The organism is Amycolatopsis halotolerans, assembly GCF_042647905.1.
Classification (GTDB): Bacteria; Actinomycetota; Actinomycetes; order Mycobacteriales; family Pseudonocardiaceae; genus Amycolatopsis; species Amycolatopsis halotolerans.
Genome location: NZ_JBHRWI010000005.1, coordinates 111,661 through 130,659 on the forward strand (window position 1 = coordinate 111,661; position 18,999 = coordinate 130,659).

The 18,999-nt window shown below is 69.7% G+C and carries 14 protein-coding genes and 1 pseudogene; 11 read left to right on the forward strand and 4 right to left on the reverse strand.

Going from position 1 to position 18,999, the window contains the following annotated elements:
- Positions 1-11: 11 nt before the first annotated feature.
- The gene (locus tag ACFORO_RS05270) at positions 12-671 is read right to left on the reverse strand and encodes an ArsR/SmtB family transcription factor (protein ID WP_377871984.1); all 660 of its coding nucleotides are present in this window, start codon (positions 669-671) and stop codon (positions 12-14) included.
- A 245-nt stretch (positions 672-916) separates the two neighbouring features.
- On the opposite strand from ACFORO_RS05270, the gene ACFORO_RS05275 reads away from it, so the two are divergent.
- Positions 917-1,351, forward strand: coding sequence for a MarR family winged helix-turn-helix transcriptional regulator (locus ACFORO_RS05275; protein WP_377871985.1), 435 nt, complete (start codon positions 917-919; stop codon positions 1,349-1,351).
- Entirely contained in the window at positions 1,348-2,442 is a 1,095-nt protein-coding gene (locus ACFORO_RS05280) for a flavin-containing monooxygenase (RefSeq protein WP_377871986.1), read from the forward strand. Before ACFORO_RS05275 ends, ACFORO_RS05280 begins: the two co-directional genes overlap by 4 nt.
- A gap of 654 nt (positions 2,443-3,096) precedes the next feature.
- Here ACFORO_RS05280 and ACFORO_RS05285 read toward each other — a convergent pair.
- Both ACFORO_RS05285 and ACFORO_RS05290 read right to left on the reverse strand, forming a co-directional pair.
- Positions 3,097-3,621, reverse strand: a complete 525-nt coding sequence (locus ACFORO_RS05285) for a DinB family protein (protein ID WP_377871987.1) — start codon at positions 3,619-3,621, stop codon at positions 3,097-3,099.
- 40 nt (positions 3,622-3,661) lie between these two features.
- Complete coding sequence (locus ACFORO_RS05290; RefSeq protein WP_377871989.1) at positions 3,662-4,501, reverse strand: helix-turn-helix domain-containing GNAT family N-acetyltransferase; 840 nt, start codon at positions 4,499-4,501, stop codon at positions 3,662-3,664.
- Positions 4,502-4,577: 76 nt separating this feature from the next.
- On the opposite strand from ACFORO_RS05290, the pseudogene ACFORO_RS05295 reads away from it, so the two are divergent.
- The 9 genes and pseudogenes from ACFORO_RS05295 to ACFORO_RS05335 all read left to right on the forward strand — a co-directional run.
- Positions 4,578-4,887, forward strand: a pseudogene (locus tag ACFORO_RS05295) (flavoprotein); the annotation flags it as partial.
- Between the two features lie 151 nt (positions 4,888-5,038).
- Entirely contained in the window at positions 5,039-5,170 is a 132-nt protein-coding gene (locus tag ACFORO_RS05300) for a hypothetical protein (protein WP_377871991.1), read from the forward strand.
- Between the two features lie 465 nt (positions 5,171-5,635).
- Positions 5,636-7,366: a DUF885 domain-containing protein gene (locus tag ACFORO_RS05305; RefSeq protein WP_377871992.1), complete on the forward strand. Its 1,731-nt coding sequence runs from the start codon at positions 5,636-5,638 to the stop codon at positions 7,364-7,366.
- Positions 7,367-8,169: 803 nt separating this feature from the next.
- Positions 8,170-9,219: an iron-containing redox enzyme family protein gene (locus ACFORO_RS05310; RefSeq protein WP_377871993.1), complete on the forward strand. Its 1,050-nt coding sequence runs from the start codon at positions 8,170-8,172 to the stop codon at positions 9,217-9,219.
- Positions 9,216-10,535 (forward strand): cysteine desulfurase, encoded by a 1,320-nt coding sequence (locus ACFORO_RS05315; protein WP_377872094.1) that lies wholly within the window; start codon positions 9,216-9,218, stop codon positions 10,533-10,535. Before ACFORO_RS05310 ends, ACFORO_RS05315 begins: the two co-directional genes overlap by 4 nt.
- A gap of 60 nt (positions 10,536-10,595) precedes the next feature.
- Complete coding sequence (locus ACFORO_RS05320; protein ID WP_377871994.1) at positions 10,596-11,675, forward strand: thioesterase domain-containing protein; 1,080 nt, start codon at positions 10,596-10,598, stop codon at positions 11,673-11,675.
- A 2-nt stretch (positions 11,676-11,677) separates the two neighbouring features.
- Positions 11,678-12,949, forward strand: a complete 1,272-nt coding sequence (locus tag ACFORO_RS05325) for an MFS transporter (protein ID WP_377871995.1) — start codon at positions 11,678-11,680, stop codon at positions 12,947-12,949.
- 4 nt (positions 12,950-12,953) lie between these two features.
- Positions 12,954-15,905: an AMP-binding protein gene (locus ACFORO_RS05330; protein ID WP_377871996.1), complete on the forward strand. Its 2,952-nt coding sequence runs from the start codon at positions 12,954-12,956 to the stop codon at positions 15,903-15,905.
- A 40-nt stretch (positions 15,906-15,945) separates the two neighbouring features.
- Positions 15,946-17,517 carry an amino acid adenylation domain-containing protein gene (locus tag ACFORO_RS05335; protein WP_377871997.1) on the forward strand — a complete coding sequence of 524 codons (1,572 nt, stop codon included), beginning with the start codon at positions 15,946-15,948 and terminating at the stop codon, positions 17,515-17,517.
- On the opposite strand, the gene ACFORO_RS05340 is transcribed toward ACFORO_RS05335, so the two are convergent.
- Positions 17,498-18,796 carry a cysteine desulfurase gene (locus ACFORO_RS05340; RefSeq protein ID WP_377871999.1) on the reverse strand — a complete coding sequence of 433 codons (1,299 nt, stop codon included), beginning with the start codon at positions 18,794-18,796 and terminating at the stop codon, positions 17,498-17,500. The two genes, ACFORO_RS05335 and ACFORO_RS05340, sit on opposite strands and share 20 nt — an antisense overlap.
- Positions 18,797-18,999: the final 203 nt, after the last annotated feature.

Sequence of the window (18,999 nt, forward strand, 5' to 3'; positions counted from 1 at the left end):
CGGCCCGGCGTCTACGCGGCGATCGCCCGCCCTTCCGAACGCCACTCGAGCATCCCGCCCGACATCCGGCGGGCCTTGCGCCCGCGCGCCCGCAACAGCCGCACCGCCTCGTAGGACAGCACGCAGAACTCGCCCCGGCAGTAGGCCACGACCTCCTGATCCGCGGGCAGCTCCGAGAGCCGCTCTTCGAGTTCGTCCAGGGGCACCGACACCGCGCCGGCGATGTGCCCGGCCTCGAACTCGTTCTCCGGACGCACGTCCAGCACGAGCGCGTCGCCGGCTTCGATCCGGTCCATCAGCGCGTCGCGGCCGAGTTCCTCGACCTCGTCCTCTCCCAGAAGCTCGTCGGCGGCCTGCCGGGTCTCGGCCAGATGCGCCTTCGCGACTTCGTGCAAGCTCAGGCACAACCGGGCGACCTCGTCCCCGGCGAGCCGGTAGAACACCCGGGTGCCGTCCTTGCGGGTCCGCACCAGCCCGCCCTGCCGCAGCGCCTGCAGATGCGCGGACGCGGTCGTCAGCTTCAGGCCGGTGCGTCGCGCCAGCACCTCCACGCTGCGTTCCCCCTGAGCCAACACGTCCAGCAGTTCCAGCCGCTTCGGGCTGCCGAGCGCCTTGCCGACGCGGGCGAACTGCTCGAACAACACCTCTTGGGGCCCAGGGTTCTCCGACATGGGACACCATCCCGTTCTGCTTCTCCAAAGCTTTCTGGATCTATGCCAATAGTGTCACACTTCCGGCCCGGCAGCGCGTCCGCACTCCCGCCGTGACGTCCGCACATGCAGCCTGTGACCAGCAGAGACAGGCCAGCTGTGACCGCCGCGACAGGTGCCGGGCCCAGCGCCGACGACGGTCGGGGAGCAGATTTACTGAACTCACCTCACTATGTACCCTAGACACTAAAAGGGGGAGGGACGAGGTGACCGGGAGTCCGGAGGAGGCGTTCGACAAGGCTTTCGAGCTGGCCGCTCGGCTGGCCGCGACGATGCAGGGAGCATTGGCCGAGCGAGGGCTCACCCCCAGCCGCGCGGAGGTGATCTACGTGCTGGCCCGCGACGGCGAACTGATGCAACGCGCGCTCGCCGACGCGCTGCGATGCACTCCTCGCCACGTCACCAGCCTCGTCGACCAATTGCAGGGCGCTGGCCTGGTGCGGCGACTGCCCCATCCTCACGACCGGCGCGCCGTCGCGGTTTCCTTGACTCCCAAAGGATCCGTCACCGCACAGTGGATCAACGACAGCCGGCGCAGCGGTGCCCGGGCAGTCCTCGGCGACGTGCCGTCCGACGACATGGCCGCCTTCGTCCGCGTCGCCGACCTCATCCTGGGCGCCGTCGCCCCGTCGGCGACATGACCGGCTACGACGTGGTCATCGTCGGCGGCGGCCAGGCAGGACTGGCTCTCGGACACGAACTTGCCGGCACAGGCCTGGATTTCGTGACCCTCGACGCGGGCCCGGAGGTCGGCCACGTCTGGCGCGATCGCTGGACGTCCCTGCGCCTGTTCACCCCGGCGCGATACGCCGCTCTGCCTGGCCTCCCGTTCCCCGGCCCGCCGGACGCCTACCCCGGGAAAGACCAGGTCGCCGACTACCTCGCGACCTACGCCAGCACCTTCGACCTGCCCGTCAAGACGTCGACCGCCGTCACCGCCCTCGAACGCCACGACGACTATCGCCTCACCACGAGCCGCGGACCGGTACGGGCACGGCAGGTGGTCGTCTCGACCGGGCCGTTCCAGCAACCGGCCGTCCCGGCCCTCTCGGAAACATTCGCGCCCGAAATCCTGCAACAGCACAGCAGCGCGTACCGGGATCCGGATGCGTTCCGCGGCAGCCGGGTCCTGGTGGTCGGCGCGGGCAACTCCGGCGTGCAGATCGCCGCCGAACTCGCCGCCGACCCGGACGTCGTCGCGGTGACGCTCTCGGCCGGAACCCGCAACGTCCATGTCCCGCAACGCATCCTGGGCCGCGACATCTTCTGGTGGCAGACCCGCGCCGGACTGATCACCGCACCCGCGGCCTCTCGGCGAGGCCGCTGGATGCGCCGCGGCGAAGGCACAGCGATCGGCCACTCGCCGCGCGCCCTGCGCCGCCTCGGAATCAGCTTCGCACCCCGGCTCGCGAAAGCCCTGGACAGCACCGCCGCCTTCGCCGACGACACCCGCACCGACGTCGACGCGGTCGTCTGGGCCACCGGATTCCGCCGGGACCACTCGTGGGTCGACATCCCCGGCGCGCTCGACGGGTCGGTACTCCGCCACCGCGAAGGCATCACGCCGACACCCGGCCTGTACGTCCTCGGGCAGCCCTGGCAACGAACCGCAGGCTCAGCGCTCATCGGCTATGTCGGTCACGACGCCGCCCACCTCGCTCAGCAGATCCGCAGCCGCGCGACCACAACCTCCGCACCGCTTTCCTGGCGCGACCCGACAACTCGCCGCTGACGGGCCGGGCGGACAACGCAACAGCTTTCGGACGCGCAGTCAGCGTCATCGGTATGCCGTTGTATCGGTGCTGCCGGACGGCATGGTCCGGAGAAGCCGGAATCCGTCCGAGCACGTTGTGGTCGACGAGCGTCTGGTCTCGGTAGTCGACAATGTGCTGGGCCGGACGGCGTTCTGGAATGCGACCGTGCGTCCGCTGTCCGCGGGACAACTTGCCGAGCCGCTCTTGCGCAACGTATCTCGATGCGACGTGGCTGCCGGAGCCCCGTTGTAAACCGACCGCGCCGGAACCTGAGTCGACACTGTCTTCCGTCGAGCGCCGCAGCCCTTCGGCCGACCCAACCTGCTCCAGTATCCAGTCCCTCGCACTCGCCCGCATGAATCGCTGCAGTGACAGAAACCCCGCACACCGGGTGACAGTTGTCCTGCACACGCGAGCCTGAACCTCGAGGATGGTCGGCACACAGGTGACAACTAGGGCGCACAGTCACAACTTGCAACACCTGCGACTGTGAGCGCTAGTTGTCACTGGAGCGGCCCGGGACCTGGGGCATCTATGCCAGTTGTGCGGCTGAGTTGTCGCCTGTTGCGAGTCGCATCTGTCACCAGGTTGAGCCACCGCGGTCGGCTTGGGGCCGCCCTTGCGCGCGGTGACTACCCGGTTCCGGTGTCCAGCGAGAGCTGTCGTGCGTGGTGGTCGAAGTGCTGGGTTGAGAAATGGTAGATCTCGGCCAGCGACATCGAGTCCTGGAAAAAGGGGTCCCATCGCGTCGGGAAGTGCATGGTGCGGGCGAGGTCGGCGTCGGTTTCGCGATCAAGTCTCTTGTGCAGGCGTGCGATTGCCTGGTCTGCGAGAGCTGTCATCGCCCCGAGGGACAGGAGCCTGCCACCCACGCAGGACCCCAGATAGTTCACTGCGTCGAACGGCACGGTCGCCGCGTTCAGGATCCGCGCGTAGCGCCTGCTCGCGCTGCCCGGCATCCGGCTGAACACACGTACCAGGAGCCGCAGCGCCCACACGACCAAGTAGCCGAGCAGCATGTGGAAGAGCAGTTCGCGATTCGTCCAACGGGTGCCGTTGCTGGCGCGGCGCAGCGCGTCCTCGCTCGCCCGCTCGAGAAACCGGTGGAAGTCGGTGCGAGCGCGCTCCATTTCGTCGTGAACCGCCTGCCTGTCCACGAGTTCAGTGTCCGCCTCGCGAGACGGGAAATCCAGCCGCTCAGTTGACGGGGCTGCGGCGTTCGAGGAAGACGGTGTCGTGCCAGGTTCCGTCGCGTTGGGCGATGCGTTCGCGGACGCCGATGGTGCGGTAGCCGGCAGAGTGGTGCAGGGCGAGGCTGGCGCGGTTGTCGGTGAAGATGGAGGTTTGCAGGGTCCAGAGCCCGGTGTCGTCGGCGGCCATGACTTGCTTGCGCAGCAACGCTTTTCCGACGCCGCGGCCGCGGTGGACTTCGGCGATGTAGACGGAGGTTTCGGCGACGCCGGAGTAGCAGTCGCGGTTCGAGACGGGGCTGGCGGCGGCCCAGCCGACGACCTGGCCGTCGCGTTCGGCGACCCACCGGTGGCCGGGCAGCCACTTCGCGTCGAGGGCTTTGCGGGCGGGGACCGCGGTCTCGAAGGTCGCAATGCCGGTGGCGATGCCCTCGCCGTAGATCCGTCGCACTGCGGTCCAGTCGCCGGGTTCCAGGGCGCGGACGGTGATGCCGGCGGGGACGTCGTCGGGGCAGCAGGGGCGGGGGCCGAGCATGCCCATTACGGCGTCGGCGGCGTGCGGGAGCCCGGTGCAGCAGGCTTCGTTGACGGTGACGACGGTGGCGGTGCCGACCTTCTCCAGGTGCACGAACCCGACGTCGGCGAGCTTGCGCACGTGATGCGACGTCGTGGACTGGCTGGTACCGAGGATCTCGGTCAAGGCGCCAACGGTGATTCCGCGCGGGCTGGTCGACACGGCGTGCAGCAGCCGGACGCGGACGGGCTCGGCGAGGCACGCGAACCAGTCGGCGTAGGTAGCGGCGTCGGCGGTCGGCAGCACTTGGGCCTGGGGCAGCGCGATCGGCATGCGGACAGTGTATCGATCGCAGTCGATGGTTGCATCCATCGATCGCGCTCGATACAGTCTGGCTCATTAATCGAGTCCGATCGATGAATCAGAACTCGCGCATCCGGAGGCCGGGTTCTACCTGGCCGGGATGAAAAGCTACGGGCGCGCGCCGACGTTCCTGGCGATGACCGGGCTACGAGCAGGTCCGCAGCATCGCCGCCGCACTCGCGGGCGACCACGAGGCCGCGGGGCGGGTGGAGCTAGTGCTGGCCGAGACCGGCGTGTGCGGCGGTGCGGGGCTGTTCGACGACCCCGGCACGCCAGTGTCGTCTGGCGGCGGGTGTTGCGGTCCGGCGGAGCCGGAGGCGCTGACCCTCGCTGCGCCGCCGCGCGCCGGGAACTGACGCGGCGTGAGCGGCACGGCGACGGGGCCTGCACCCCTACACCTGGGCCTTCATCACCTTCACCGTCGCGATCCTGGCCGCCGGCGGCAGCCTGGCGCTCGCGCGCGAACTCGAACCGCTGGACAGCCACAGCACCGCCCTCTCCACGACCGTGCTGTGGATCTTCGGCGCGATCGTGCTCGCCAACCTCCTGGCGGTCTTCGCCCTCGAAGGACTGCACTGGTTCCTCCCCGGAGACCCCGTCCGCTACCAACTGCTCCACGATCTCGGGATCACCTCCTAGTCGGCAAGATCGATCCCGATCGGATGGGCCATGCCTTGCTCTGCCGCTGATGCCGAGTACTCAGCGACGATATCCTCACGAATGATGCGCACAAACCGCGGATTCCTCCGTCGCGTGCGACCATGCCGGATTGCGACATTTTGTTGAATCGCGAAATATCGCCGGGAATGCTGGATGATCCCGTGTACCAGCAGGGATCATGGCCACTAGTGGAGAACATTATTGACGACCATGAGCGCATGGTCGGGGAATTGCATTCCGACCAGGGATTCAAGCGTGAGAATGGCATCCGGCGGAAGGTCAAGTGACGCTTCTCGGTCTAGTGCCGCTTGGCAAAGGGAACGCGGCCGTGCTGGACAGTCCATGTTGTTGCCGGAACACTGGACGTTTCCGGGGGACGCGATCATTGCCTGCGCGAAATCGCGCGTTCGACCTCCGCACCGGGAACGAACCAGGGGGTACCGGATGTCTGTCACCACGGGGAACGACGACGCGGTTGAGCCGGTTCGCGTTGGCGCGCAACCGAATCTGGCCGAGACCATCGGACCGGACACCGTCACCGCGATCGCCGACGAACTGTTCGAACTGCTCGCGGACGCGGATCCGATCAACGCCACGCTGCTGGGCTTGCCCGGGCGCGATCACCTGCTAGCTGATATCGGCGAAGCCGCTCAACTGGCCCTCCGGGATCAGCTGACGGCACTGCTCACTCGCGTGGATGCCCTGGGCGGCGAAACCCAGTCCGGTGCCGGGCAGGACGCGTTGACCGCGGCCGTGGTGCGGCACGAGGCGGAAGCCGCGATCGGACGGGTAGACGCTCGCCTTGTCGAGTACACGATCACCGATCTGTTCTTCGCGCCGGCTGCCGAATTGCTGGCGATGCTGCCTATGGCCGGCCTCGACACGCCGGAGCGGGCACGGGCATACGCGGCGCGTCTCGCGGCCGTGCCCGCGTTGCTGGACCAGGCGGCACAGCGGCATCTGGCCGGAGTGGCGGCCGGCCGGCTGCCGGTCGCCCGACTGGTGGCGCGCGCGGTCCGGCAACTGGACGAATACCTCGACACCGCGACGCCGGATCCCCTCGCCCGACTGGCCGACGCGGAACAGGACGAGGTGCTGGAGACGGCGGTGCGGCCCGCGTTCGCGCGCTACCGCCAAGTGCTGGCCGAGCAGGTGGCTCCGCACGCCCGGCCGGACGAGCGGCCCGGGTTGTGCTGGCTGCCCGACGGCGCGGCCGTCTACCGGAACCTGGTCCGCGCGCACACCACGACCGACCGAACGCCGGAAGAACTGCACGAGACCGGGCTCGCGCTGATGGCCGGACTGGAACGCGAGTATGCGGACCTCGGCGGCCGGGTGTTCGGCTCACCGGACTTCCGGGCCACGCTCGCGCGATTGCGGAACGATACCGGATTGCGCTGGGACAACGAGGAAGAGCTGTTGGCCGCGGCCCGAGCGGCGATCGCGCGCGCCGAAGCGGCCGCGCCGCGTTGGTTCGCCCGCTTGCCGGGCTCGAGGTGCGCGGTATCGGCGGTGCCGGAAGCTTCGGCAGCGGCCGCGCCCGCCGCGTATTACGTGCCGCCCGCCCTCGACGGCAGCCGCCCCGGCACGTACTTCGCGAACACCAGCAGGGTGCGCGAGCGGGACCGGGTCGGGCTGGAGGCGATCGCGTTCCACGAAGGCGTGCCGGGCCACCACCTCCAACTGGCGCTGGCGCAGGAGTTGACTCATCTGCCCATGCTGCGCAGGACCGGGACGCTGACCGCGTACGCCGAAGGCTGGGGGCTTTACGCGGAGCGGCTGGCCGACGAAATGGGGCTGTACTCCGACGATCTGGCGCGGCTGGGGATGCTGTCGGCGGACTCGCGCCGGTCGGCGCGGCTGGTGGTGGACACCGGCCTGCACGCACTGGGCTGGAGCCGGGGCCAGGCGGTGGCCTATCTGCTGGAGAACACCGCCCGGCCGCGAGTGGAGATCGAGACCGATGTGGACCGGTTCATCGCCTGGCCCGGACAATCGCTCGCCTACCTCGTGGGCCGGCTGGAGTTCCAGCGGGCGCGAGCGCAGGCGCAGCAGACGCTCGGGGCGCGGTTCGACGTGCGCGCGTTCCACGACCTGGTGCTGGGCAACGGTGCGCTGCCGCTGTCGGCTCTGTCCGCGATCGTGGCACAGTGGACGGAAGAATTCGGGCACTGACAATTCCGGCACCCTCCGGGCACGCCATTCGGCCGAAGATCCGTTCGCCTTTCCGGCCGACAAGGAAGCCTTGCCTGATTCGGACAATACGAATTACTCTCGCAATAATGGGCACGTTGCATCGAATCGTTGCCTGCCGTGCATGAACAGATCCGTGACGGCGAGCAAGGATCGGACAAGACAGCAAGACAATGCGATTCGTGACGGCACGCTCACTCGCCTTCTTCGGGTTCGGCCGATCGATTCGCGAATTGTTTTCTCTCTTGACGAACGACCTGAGGCTGGTAGGGTTCATGCCACTGCGGTCCTGGGCATCGCGGTGCGTCCCGGTCACTGGACGCGAGCGTCCCGGTCACCGGACGCGAACTGGGGGCAGAGCGGGGGTCACGGAGACAAGCACGGCATGCCAAAACACTTTTTGGCAGCGGCTTCCGGCGTGCGCTAGATCAACCGGAACCATTCTGGATCTCGTATTCAGTGCATGATTTTCCGGTCTTATCGCCGGTGCGCGTGTGTTTTTCAGGTCGCCGATGATTCGCATTCTTCCCCGTGAGTTCGAAATAGGAGGTGAGTCACGATGACCGTTACCATCAAGCGGGTCGGCAAGCCCGAGATCAGCAAGGTGAGCGGCGCCGTCCTCTGCGGCTGACCGCGGATCGGTGCAGTGCGAAGGTGAGGCGTGGTGGGCCATGGCACGCGCCTCACCCACCGCGCCGCGGCGATCGGCCGCGGCGCGGACCAGGCGGCCGCCGTCCGCGGCGGCAGGGGAACGGGAAGAACCGGACCAGGCACGGAGGGACACCATGACCTCGACGCAGGATCTCAACTACAAGCCCCGGCTGCGGCACTGCACCTTCTTCGTGCCGAACCGCGGCGGCGACAACGACAACGGCGACCTGGACGGCGTGCTGGACGGCATCCTGATGATCGTCGGCGACCAGCATTTCGAGCTGTCGCACGAGGGCGCCGAACTGAAGACGTTCCTCGACTTCAAGCGTTACCTCGACGGCAGGCACACCGTCGAGCAGATCAGCGAGATCACCGGAATCAGCGTCGAGGACACGCTCGCGATCGTCACCAATTTTGCCGAGCAGGGCCTCATGCGCGAAGCGGACACCGCGCTGGAGCGCATTCCTACCGAGACGTTCCTCAAGCAGATCGACAAGTCCTGTGCGATGTGGACTGAGCAGATCGGCTATCACCGGCTGTGGTCGGGCCTGGAGAACCGGACCTTCCGCAAGGAGGTCTTCCTCGGCCTGATCCTGGAGACCTACCACTACATCAACTCCGCCAGCAGGCACATTTCCACCGCCATCGCGCACTGCTACGACCCGGCCTGGAAGAAGATGCTGTCGGAATACCTCGCCGAGGAGTACGACCATTCCTGGATGGCCAGGGACAGCCTGGTCAACATGGGCTTGTCCAAAGAGGAAGTGGAGAACGCCCACCCGCTGATCGGCACCTGGTCGTGGACCAACAACCTGTGCGAGATCGCCCGCGAGGACACCCTTGGCTACCTCGCCTGCACGAAACTGTTCGAGGCGCGCGGCATCGAGACCCTCGACGGCGCCAACACGCTGCAGCGCCTCGCCGTGGACTACGGATTTCCCGAAGACTGCCTGGCTCCGCTGGTTTCGCACGTCGCCGAGGACGTCAAGGCCAATCACACCGGCCTGCTGGAAGAGGCGCTCGCCGACCGCGACTACGTGCCTGCCTGGCAGGCGCACCGCGCGGTGAACAACCTGCACGACCTCAAGCACTCGTTCGACCAGTACAACTACGGGATCATCCAGTACTACTCGGATGTTTCGAACTACATCCCGCGCCTGAAAGTCGACTACTTCAGCCTCTGACGCGAACGACGGAGAACGCCGTGGAAAGCACTAAGACCGGTCGGCTCGACGTCGCAGCGCTGCGCGCCGACTTCCCGATCCTCAAACGCACCGTGCGAGACGGCAAAAAGCTCGTGTACCTGGATTCCGGGGCCACCTCGCAGAAGCCGGTCCAGGTACTGGAGGCCGAGCGGAACTTCCTGGAGCAGCACAACGCGGCCGTGCACCGGGGCGCGCACCACCTGTCCGAGGAGGCCACCGCGGTCTACGAGGAGGCGCGCCTGCGGGTGGCCGCGTTCGTCGGCGCGGACCACGCCGAGGTGGTGTTCGCCAAGAACGCCACCGAAGGCGTGAACCTCATCGCCTACGCCATGAACAACGCGCTGCACGTCGGCGAGGAGGCGGCGCGGTTCCGGCTCGGCCCCGGCGACGAGATCGTGGTGACCGAGATGGAGCACCACGCGAACCTCGTCCCGTGGCAGGAACTGTGCCGGCGCACCGGGGCGCGCCTGCGGTGGTTCGGGTTCACCGACGAGGGCAGGCTCGACCTGTCCGCGATCGACGATCTGGTCACCGAGCGGACCAAGGTGGTCGCGTTCACCCACCGCTCCAACGTGCTGGGCACGGTCAATCCGGTCGCGGTCATCGCCGCGAAGGCGCGGGAAGCCGGCGCACTGACCGTGCTGGACTGCTGCCAGTCGGTGCCGCACGGGGTGGCGGGCGTCGGCGCGGTCGACCTGCCCGCGCTGGGCGTGGACTTCGCGGTGTTCACCGGGCACAAGATGCTCGGCCCCACGGGCGTCGGCGCGGTCTACGGCCGGCGGGAGCTGCTTGAGGAACTTCCGCCGTTCCTCACCGGCGGGTCGATGATCCGGACCGTGGAGATGGACAGGTCCACTTACGTGGCCCCGCCGCAGCGGTTCGAGGCAGGCGTGCCGATGGTGTCGCAGGTGATCGGGCTGGGCGCGGCGGTGGACTATCTCAGCGCGGCCGGCATGACCGAGGTCGCGCGGCACGAACAGGAACTCACCCAGCTCGCCCTGGACGGACTGGGCGAACTGCCCGGCGTGCGCGTGCTGGGCCCCACTGACGTGGAGAACCGCGGCGGTGCGGTGTCCTTCGTAGTGGAAGGCATCCACCCGCACGACGTGGGCCAGGTGCTCGACAGCCGCGGGGTCGCCGTGCGGGTCGGCCATCACTGCGCGGTGCCGCTGCACCGCAGGCTGGGCGTCGAGGCCAGCGTCCGGGCCACGTTCTACCTCTACAACGAGGCTGACGAGGTGCGAGCGCTGGTGGACGGCGTCCGGGCGGCGCAGAAGTTCTTCGGCACGGCATAGGCGTCACGCGGCAACGCAAAGCAAGGCAAGACAAGGGTTCCGGGGCGAGGAGAACGGCTGATGGCGCTGGATCGGAAACAAGTGGTGGCCGCACTGTGCACCATCTACGCGGACCTGCTCGCTGTCGACGCGGGTCCCGACGACGACTTCTTCGAACTGGGCGGCTATTCGCTGCTGATCGTGAATGTGGTGGCCGAAGCCAAGCAGCAGGGCATCACGATCGTCCCGGACCACGTGTTCGAGCACAAGACGCCGTCCGCCATCGCCGCGGCCCTTTCCCCCGACGGAGATTCTGCCGTCCGGGAGCCGGGCGGCGAGGCCCCGGACTTCGCCGCGGTGTGGTCCGCCGGTCTCAGCCCCATGCGGGCCCGGCCGCACTCGCCGCTCGTCACTCTCGCCGAGGGCACCGGCACCCCGGTGTTCGTGTTCCACTGGGGGGCGGGAAACGTGCGGTTCGTATCCGAGGTGGTGGACCGGTTCCGCGGCGAGCGCCCGGTCTACGGCCTCGAGTCGGTGGGTCTGTGGAACCGGGAGCGACCGCCGTTGTCCGTCGTCGAGATGGCGATCCGGTACCTGGAGGAGATCCGCCGGGTGCAGCCGCACGGCCCCTACCTGCTGGTGGGCCCGTGCGCGGGGGGCCGGATCGCCTACGAGGTGGCCCGCCAGCTCGAAGCGGCGGGCGATCCGGTGGGGCTGCTGGCCGTGCTCAACGTGCTGCCGCCCGGCGTCAGCGACATGGACGCCGGCTGGGGGCCCAGCGAGCTGTACAACTTCCGGCTTGCCTCGCTGCGCAGCCAGTTCGACATCCCGGACCTGACCACGGACCCGGCCCGGGTGCTGGCCGCCATGCTCGCCACCGCGAAGATCGACGAGGGCGTCACCGCCGAGGACCTGCACTGGCGGCAGGCGGTGTGGGCGGCGGTCAACTTCGCGCTGGACCGCTACGAACCGCGCCCCTACGGCGGCGAAGTGGTGGTGTTCCAGCTGACCGAGAACGCCGGGAACCCGGACGCCGACTGGGCCGCCGTGGCCGCCGGCACCGAGGTGCACACGTTCGAGTCGGCCGACACCCTGTCGCTGCTGCGCGACCCGGCCGTCACCGACGTGTTGCGCAAGAAACTGGCCGAGGTCCCCGCCTGACCATGGATACCTCCACCACCGACCAGGGTGCCGCCGGGCGCGGCCGGGTCCGCTCCTGGCTGGCCGAGATGGTGCCCGCGCCCGGTCTGCCGCGCCGGTTCGCCGTGCTGGCGACGGTGCAGGCGCTGGGGATCGGCCTGTTCCTCACGTCCAGTGCGATCTTCTTCGTCCGCACTATCGGCCTGACCGCCGACCAGGTCGGCATCGGGCTATCGGTGGCCGGCCTGGTCGGGTTGCTGTTCACCGTGCCGATCGGCAAGCTCGCCGACCGGATCGGTCCGCGTCGGCCGCTGTTCGCGGTGTACCTGCTGCTGGGGCTGTTGTTCGCCGCCTACTGCTTCGTGCGGAACTTCGCCGAGTTCGTGGTGGTGGCGAGCCTGATCTCGGTGTGCGAGACCTCCTGCAACCCGTTGCGGCTGGCGATGGCCCGCGCCTCGCTCGGCCAGCAGGAGCGGGTGCGGGTCGGCGCGCAGATGCGCGGCCTGTTCAACGTCAGCTTCTCGCTGGGCGCTGTGCTCGCCGGCGTCGCGCTCGCGGTCGGCACCCGGCTGGCGTTCGTCGTGGTCATCCTCGGCACCGCTGTGCTGCAGCTGGTCTGCGCGCTGGTCACCGCCCGGCTGCGGGTCCCTCCGCACGTGCGGGTGCCGTCCGAACCAGGGGTACGGCGCCGGACCGGGCTGCGGGACGTGCGGTTCGTAGCCATCGCCCTGCTGTGCGGAACGCTGGAGTTCTACCAGCCGATCCTGGTGGTGGCGTTGCCGCTGTGGATCGTCAGCCGCACCGGCGCGCCGGCCGGCGTGAACTCCGTCCTGCTGGTGCTGGACACGGTCGCGGTGTTCGCGTTGCAGGTGGCGATGAGCAAGGGCTCGGAGACCATCCCGGGCGCGGCACGGATCCTGCGGCGGTCCGGGTGGTTCCTGGCCGGCTGCTGCGTGCTGTTCGCACTGACCCAGGACCGTTCCGCCGCGGTGGCGGTCCCGCTGCTGCTGGTGGGGACGCTGGTGCTGGTGCTCGGCGAGAACAGCCAGGCGGCCGGAGCCACCGGGCTGGTACTGCACCTGCCGCCGGCGGGCAGGCAGGGCGAGTATCAGGGCGTGTTCGCGCTCGGCCGGGGCTTCCAGCAGACGGCGGGGCCGGTGCTGGTGACCGCGCTCGCGGTGGGGCTGGGCTGGGTGGGCTGGCTGGTGCTCGGCGGGGTGCTGCTGGTGGCCGGGTTCGCGGTGCCGCCGCTGGCGCGCAGCGCCGCCCGGCACACGACGCCCGACGAGAGCTGATCCGATGACCGGCACGATCGCCGGGGTCGGCCTGCATGAGGTGGTGCGCGAGCACGCCGCCCGCACGCCGGACCGCATCGCACTGGCGTATCCCGGCGGTGCGCTCGGCTACGCAGAACTGGTGGCCGCCGCCGAGACTCGCGCCGCGCAGCTCGCCGCAGCCGGTGTGCGGCCCGGGCACCGAGTGCCGATTCAGTTGCCGCGCGGCCGGGAACTGGTGGTGGCGGTGCTCGCGGTGCTGCGGCTGGGCGCGGCCTACGCCCTCCTGGATCCGTTGTGGCCCACAGCCCGGGTGCGGCAGGTGATCGCGGACCTGGACCCGCCGCTGCTGCTGGCGGCAGGCACCGCGCTGCCCGCCCCGGGCGCGGCGCCGGACCCGGTCCCGGCGTCCGGCGACGACCCGGCGTGTGTGTTCTTCACCTCCGGCACCACCGGCCGTCCCAAGGGAGTGCTCACCCCGCACCGCGCGCTGCTGCGCCTGTTCGGGAGCGACCCGGTGGCCGGGTTCGGCGCGGAAACCGTGATGCCGCAAGCGGCCCCCACGCCATGGGACGGGTACGCGCTGGAGCTGTGGGCACCGCTGCTGGGCGGCGGCACGTCGGTGGTGGTGACGACCGAGCCGTACCTGTCGGCGCAGGCGCTGCGCGACGGCGTGGCCCGCCACGGAGTGAACACCGCGTGGCTGACCGCGAGCCTGTTCGCGATGCTCGTGGACGAGGATCCCGGCGCGTTCGCCGGGATGCGCCAGGTCCTGGCCGGCGGTGAGCGGCTTTCCGTGCCGCACGTCCGCCGGTTCCTGGCAGCGCACCCGGACATCGCGCTCGTCAACGGCTACGGCCCCGTGGAGAACACCGTGTTCGCCACCACCCACCGCATCGTCGCGGCCGACTGCGACCGGCCGCACGGCATCCCGATCGGCCGCGCCGTGCCCGGCACCGGACTGCATGTGCTCTCCGGCGGGCAGTCATGCGGAACGGACGAACCGGGCGAGTTGCACCTGTCCGGCGACGGCCTTGCACTGGGCTACCTTGGCGACCCGGAATTGACCGCGCGCGCCTTCCCCGAGCTGCCCGGCGTCGGGCGGGTCTACCGGACCGGCGATCTGGTGTCCCGCGATGCCAACGGGCTGCTGCACTACCACGCCCGCGCCGACCGTCAGGTGAAGGTCCGGGGCCACCGAGTCGAGCCGGCCGAGGTGGAACGCCAGGTGGAACGGCTGCTCGGAGTGCCGCATTGCGTGGTCCTGGCCCGCCGCGGTCCAGCAGGCGCGGTGACCGGGCTGCTGGCGTTCTGCACCGGCGAGGTGCCGGTGGATGCGGAGGCGCGGCTGCGCGCCGAACTGGTCGGGCACCACGTGCCGGACCGGGTCACCGCGGTGGACGTGTTTCCGTTGACACCCAACGGAAAACTGGACGAAACCGCCCTTTTGTCCACTGTGGACGAACGAGTGCCCGCCGTGCTGCCGGGCCAGGACGCCGATCCCCTCGTCCGCCGGGTCGCGGCCGTGTTCGCTGCCGTGCTCGGCGTCCCCGCGGCACCCGCCGACGTGCCGTTCGCGGCGCTCGGCGGCACCTCGCTGGACGCGGGCCGGGTGTGTGCCCGGCTGGCGGCCGATCTGGGCCGCCCGGTGCCGGTGTCCCGGCTGATCGCGCACCCCACCGCCCGCGGGCTGGCCGACTGGCTGGCGGTGGGCGCCGTCGGTCGTGTGGCGACCGACGCGCCGGACGGGGACGTGCCGCTGAGCCCGATGCAGACCACTTTCCTGACCACGCAACTGCTGCGACCCGACGAGCGTGCCGGACACTGCCTGGCCGCCTGGCTGGTGGACGGACCGCTCGACCCGGCCGCACTGGAGCGCGCCATCGCCTACGCCCACCGCCAGCACGAGCCGCTGCGCGCTGCCTATCTCGCCGGACGCGCCCCGACGGCACGTCCGATGGACTCGCCGCCACCGTCGCCGGTCACGCTGTCGGCAGGCGATCTCGACGACGCCGTCGCCGCCCTGCGTGCGGAGTTGTCGGTGCCGCTGGATTTGACGGGCGGCCAGGTGTGGCGGACCGCGCTAGTCCGGCTCCGCGACGGCAGGCACCTGTTCGGATACGTCGTGCACCACATCGCCTTCGACGGCTGGTCGGAATCCGTGCTGGCCGCCGACCTCTCGGCCGGGTACCGGAGCGAAACCGGGCGGGAGGCTCCCGGACTGGCCCGTGCCTGGATCGCCCGGCAGAACCGCCTCGCCCACGCCGACCTCGCCGCACAACGCGATCATCTGCGAACCGAGTTCACCGGTCTGCCGCCGCTGCGGTACCCGGGTTTCCCCGACGCGCGGGCCGGGGCGGCCCCCACCCGCCACACGACGGCCGTGCCAGCCGCCGCCGTGCGGATGCTGGACGCGGTCGCCGCCCGCGCCGGGGTCACCCGCTTCACCGTCCTGTTCGGCCGCTATGCCCGCGCTCTCGCCGAGATCACCGGCCAGCTCGACTTCGGCATCGGTGTTCCGGTTGCGCAGCGCGCGGATCCGGAGTTGCGGAACGCTGTCGGCTGCCATGTGGACACGGTGTGCGTGCGGCTGCGGGGTGCCGCGCTCACCGGCGACCCTGCCGTGCTCGGGCCGCTCGTCACCGCCGCGTTCGCCGCCCAGGACATCAGCTTCGGCGATCTGGTGCGACTGGTGAACCCGCCGCGCTCGACGAGGCCCGCGCTGGTGCAGAACCTGTTCGCGCTTCAGGACAACGCCGCCCCCGTGCTCGATCTGCCCGGCGCGTCTGCCCGCTTCCTGCGCCAGGCTTATCTGGGCCTGCCCAGCGAAATGCTCACCGAGGTGTGGCCCGCCGGGAGCGACGGCGGACTGCGGGTCGTGGTGCACCACCGTCCCGACCGGGTCGCCGCCGAGACTGCGGCCGCGTTGTCCGCCCGCTTCACCGATCTGCTGACCGCGTACCCGGAGCACGCCTGATGAGCACGCGACGCCGCTACCTCGACCTTGGGGGCCACCCTTGACCAGTACCGCATCTCAGGCCATCGACACCTCGCTGGCCGCCGCACGCTCCCTGCCCGAGTTGTTCCGGCTCGTAGCCGCTCAGTGCCCGGACCGTCCGGCCGTGCTCGATCACGGTCGCGAGTTGACCTATCGCCAGCTGGGCGCCGCCTCCGACCGGCTGGCCCGGCGGCTGCGCGCGGCCGGGGTGCGGCGCGGCGACCGGGTCGGGCTGCTGCTGGAACGGTGCGCGGAGCTGCCGGTCGGGGTGATCGGCGTGCTCAAGGCCGGGGCGGCCTATGTGCCGCTGGACCCCGCCTACCCGGCCGAACGCCTGCGGTACCTGGTCGCCGACGCGAGCCTTGCCACGGTGGTCGGAAACCCGGAACAGGCAACCGGATGCGGGCTCGACGGAGTGCGCGTGGTGGAACCCGACGCCGATGGCGACAGTGCCGGTGCAGAGCTCACCGACAACCCGGACGGCACCGACCCCGCGTATGTCATCTACACCTCGGGGTCCACCGGCCGGCCGAAGGGCTGCGTGGTCGGACACCGCCAGGTATTGGCGCTGCTGCGGGCCGCGCTGCCCTTGTTCGAAGTGTCCGCTTCGGACCGATGGGCGCTTTTCGCTTCGTTCAGCTTCGACGTGTCGGTCTGGGAACTGTGGGCCTGCCTGGCGACCGGAGCCACCGCCGTCGTCGTGCCGCAGCAGGTGGCCCGGAATCCAGCGGAACTGGTCACGGAATTGGCGGCGCGGCGCGTCACTGTGCTCGGCCAGGTGCCGTCGGTGTTCCGGTCGGTGGCGCTCGCGCACGCCGCGGCGGAGCGGCCCCCGCTGGCCCTGCGCTACCTGGTATTCGCCGGGGAGAGCGTCGAACTGGACGTGATCGCGCAGTTCCTGGACGGCTGGGCCGGCGCGCCGCCGCGGGTGGTGAACATGTACGGGCCGACCGAAACCACGGTGTACGCCACGCACAAACTGCTCACCGAGGCCGATCTGACCGGCCCGGTGCGGTCCCCGATCGGCCGCGTGCTGCCCCACCTCAGCGCGGTCGTGCGCGACGAACACGGCACGGTGCCCGACGGCAGGACCGGCGAGCTGTGGATCGCGGGAGATGGAGTCGCGGACGGCTACCTGGACCGCCCGGAGCTGACCGCCGAGCGGTTCGTGCACGTGGACGGCGTGCGGTACTACCGGACCGGCGACCTGGCTCGCGTCCTGCCGGACGGATCGCTGGAATACCTCGGCCGGGACGACCTGCAAGTGAAGCTGCGCGGGTTCCGGATCGAGCTGGGCGAGGTGGAAGCCGTGCTGCGCGGGCACGATCTGGTGCGAGAGGCGGCGGTCACGGTGATCACCACTCCCGCAGGCGCCCAGTTCCTGGTCGCCTGCGTCGTACTGGCCGCCGACGCCCCGGACAAGCCGGCCGGGACGCTGCGCGAGTACGCGGCCGGGTGCCTGCCGCGGTACATGGTGCCCGACCGCTACCAGGTGGTGGACACGTTGCCGCTGACCGGTTCCGGCAAACTCGACCGCGCCGCGCTGACCGGACTGGCCGCGCCCCGCCGGGTCAGCGGAAGAACTTCTTGACCTTCTCCAGACCGTCGGCGAGCGCGTCGATCTCCTCTCGGGTGGTGTAAAGGTAGAACGACGCCCGGGTCGAGGAGGCGACGCCGAACCGGTCGTGCACGGGCTTGGCGCAGTGATGTCCGGCGCGGACCGCGATGCCCAGCGAATCGAGCACCTGGCTGACGTCATGCGGGTGCAGGCCCTCGAGAGTGAAGCTGACCGCGCCGCTGCGGTCCACCGGGTCGGTCGGGCCGAGGACGCGGAGCCCGGAAACGTCGGCGAGCCGGTCGAGCGCGTAGGCGGTGATCGCCCGCTCGTGCGCGGCGATGCGGTCCATGCCCAGCGCGGACAGGTAGTCCGCTGCGACGCCGAGTCCGACGGCCTGGGCGATCGGCGGCGTGCCGGCCTCGAAGCGATGCGGCGGCGCGGCGTAGGTCGAGCCCTGCATCCGCACGGTTTCGATCATCTCGCCGCCGCCGAGGAACGGGGGCAGTTGCGCCAGCAGGTCCTTGCGCCCCCATAACACGCCGATTCCGGTGGGGCCGCACATCTTGTGCCCGGTGAACGCGACGAGGTCCGCGCCGAGAGCGGCCATGTCCACCGGGAACTGCGGCACCGCTTGCGAAGCGTCCACTACCACCAAAGCGCCGACCTCGTGCGCCCTGCGGGCGATCTCCGCGACCGGATTGACCGTGCCCAGCACGTTGGACACCCAGACCAGCGACACCACGGTGGTCCGCTCGGTGATCAGCTCGTCGATGTTCGACAGGTCGAGCCTGCCCTCGTCGGTCACCCCGAACCAGCGCAGCGTCGCGCCGGACCGCTCGCACGCCAATTGCCAGGGCACGATGTTGGAGTGGTGCTCCATCTCGGTGATGACCACCTCGCCGCCAGGGCGCAGACCCAGCGGAGGCTCGGCCCAGACCAGGACATTGGCGGCCAGGTTCAACGCCGCCGACGAGTTCGAGGTGAACACGACCTCGTCGCGGTCCGGCGCGCCGATGAACGCCGCGATCCGGTCCCGGGCCGCCTCGAACGCCTCGGTGGACTCCGTTCCCAACTGGTGCACCGACCTGGCGACGTTGGCGTTGTGCAATTCGTAATGGCGCGCCATCGCCTCGATCACCTGACGGGGTTTCTGGGAACTGTTCGCCGAGTCGAGATAGATCAGCGGCTGGTCCCCGGCCATCCGCCGGTCCAGAATCGGGAAATCGGCGCGCACCGCGGCGACGTCCAAGGGGGTGCGGGTCGATCCGTCGCTCATCGCGCCAATCTCCGCCTGATCTGCGTTTCCAGCCATTCTGGAAGAATAGCGCCAGGACGCGGCCGAGTCACCAGCGGGGGCAAATCCGTGCAGATACGGCCAATCGGCGTAACATGCAGGTGAGTCGCTTTCCGATGCACGGGCATGGTGAATTTACGGTGGGCTCGAGTCGACTGAATCGAACAGAGCGGTGCCACTTACCGGAACCGGTTTGTCCGCATTCTGTCGCGGACGGATAA

Excerpts from the sequence above, each read along its gene's own strand:
- ACFORO_RS05270 (WP_377871984.1), bottom strand. The coding sequence starts at position 671 with ATGTCGGAGAACCCTGGGCCCCAAGAGGTGTTGTTCGAGCAGTTCGCC.
- ACFORO_RS05280 (WP_377871986.1), top strand. The coding sequence starts at position 1,348 with ATGACCGGCTACGACGTGGTCATCGTCGGCGGCGGCCAGGCAGGACTG.
- ACFORO_RS05290 (WP_377871989.1), bottom strand. The coding sequence starts at position 4,501 with ATGCCGATCGCGCTGCCCCAGGCCCAAGTGCTGCCGACCGCCGACGCC.
- ACFORO_RS05305 (WP_377871992.1), top strand. The coding sequence starts at position 5,636 with ATGTCTGTCACCACGGGGAACGACGACGCGGTTGAGCCGGTTCGCGTT.
- ACFORO_RS05310 (WP_377871993.1), top strand. The coding sequence starts at position 8,170 with ATGACCTCGACGCAGGATCTCAACTACAAGCCCCGGCTGCGGCACTGC.
- ACFORO_RS05320 (WP_377871994.1), top strand. The coding sequence starts at position 10,596 with ATGGCGCTGGATCGGAAACAAGTGGTGGCCGCACTGTGCACCATCTAC.
- ACFORO_RS05325 (WP_377871995.1), top strand. The coding sequence starts at position 11,678 with ATGGATACCTCCACCACCGACCAGGGTGCCGCCGGGCGCGGCCGGGTC.
- ACFORO_RS05330 (WP_377871996.1), top strand. The coding sequence starts at position 12,954 with ATGACCGGCACGATCGCCGGGGTCGGCCTGCATGAGGTGGTGCGCGAG.
- ACFORO_RS05340 (WP_377871999.1), bottom strand. The coding sequence starts at position 18,796 with ATGGCTGGAAACGCAGATCAGGCGGAGATTGGCGCGATGAGCGACGGA.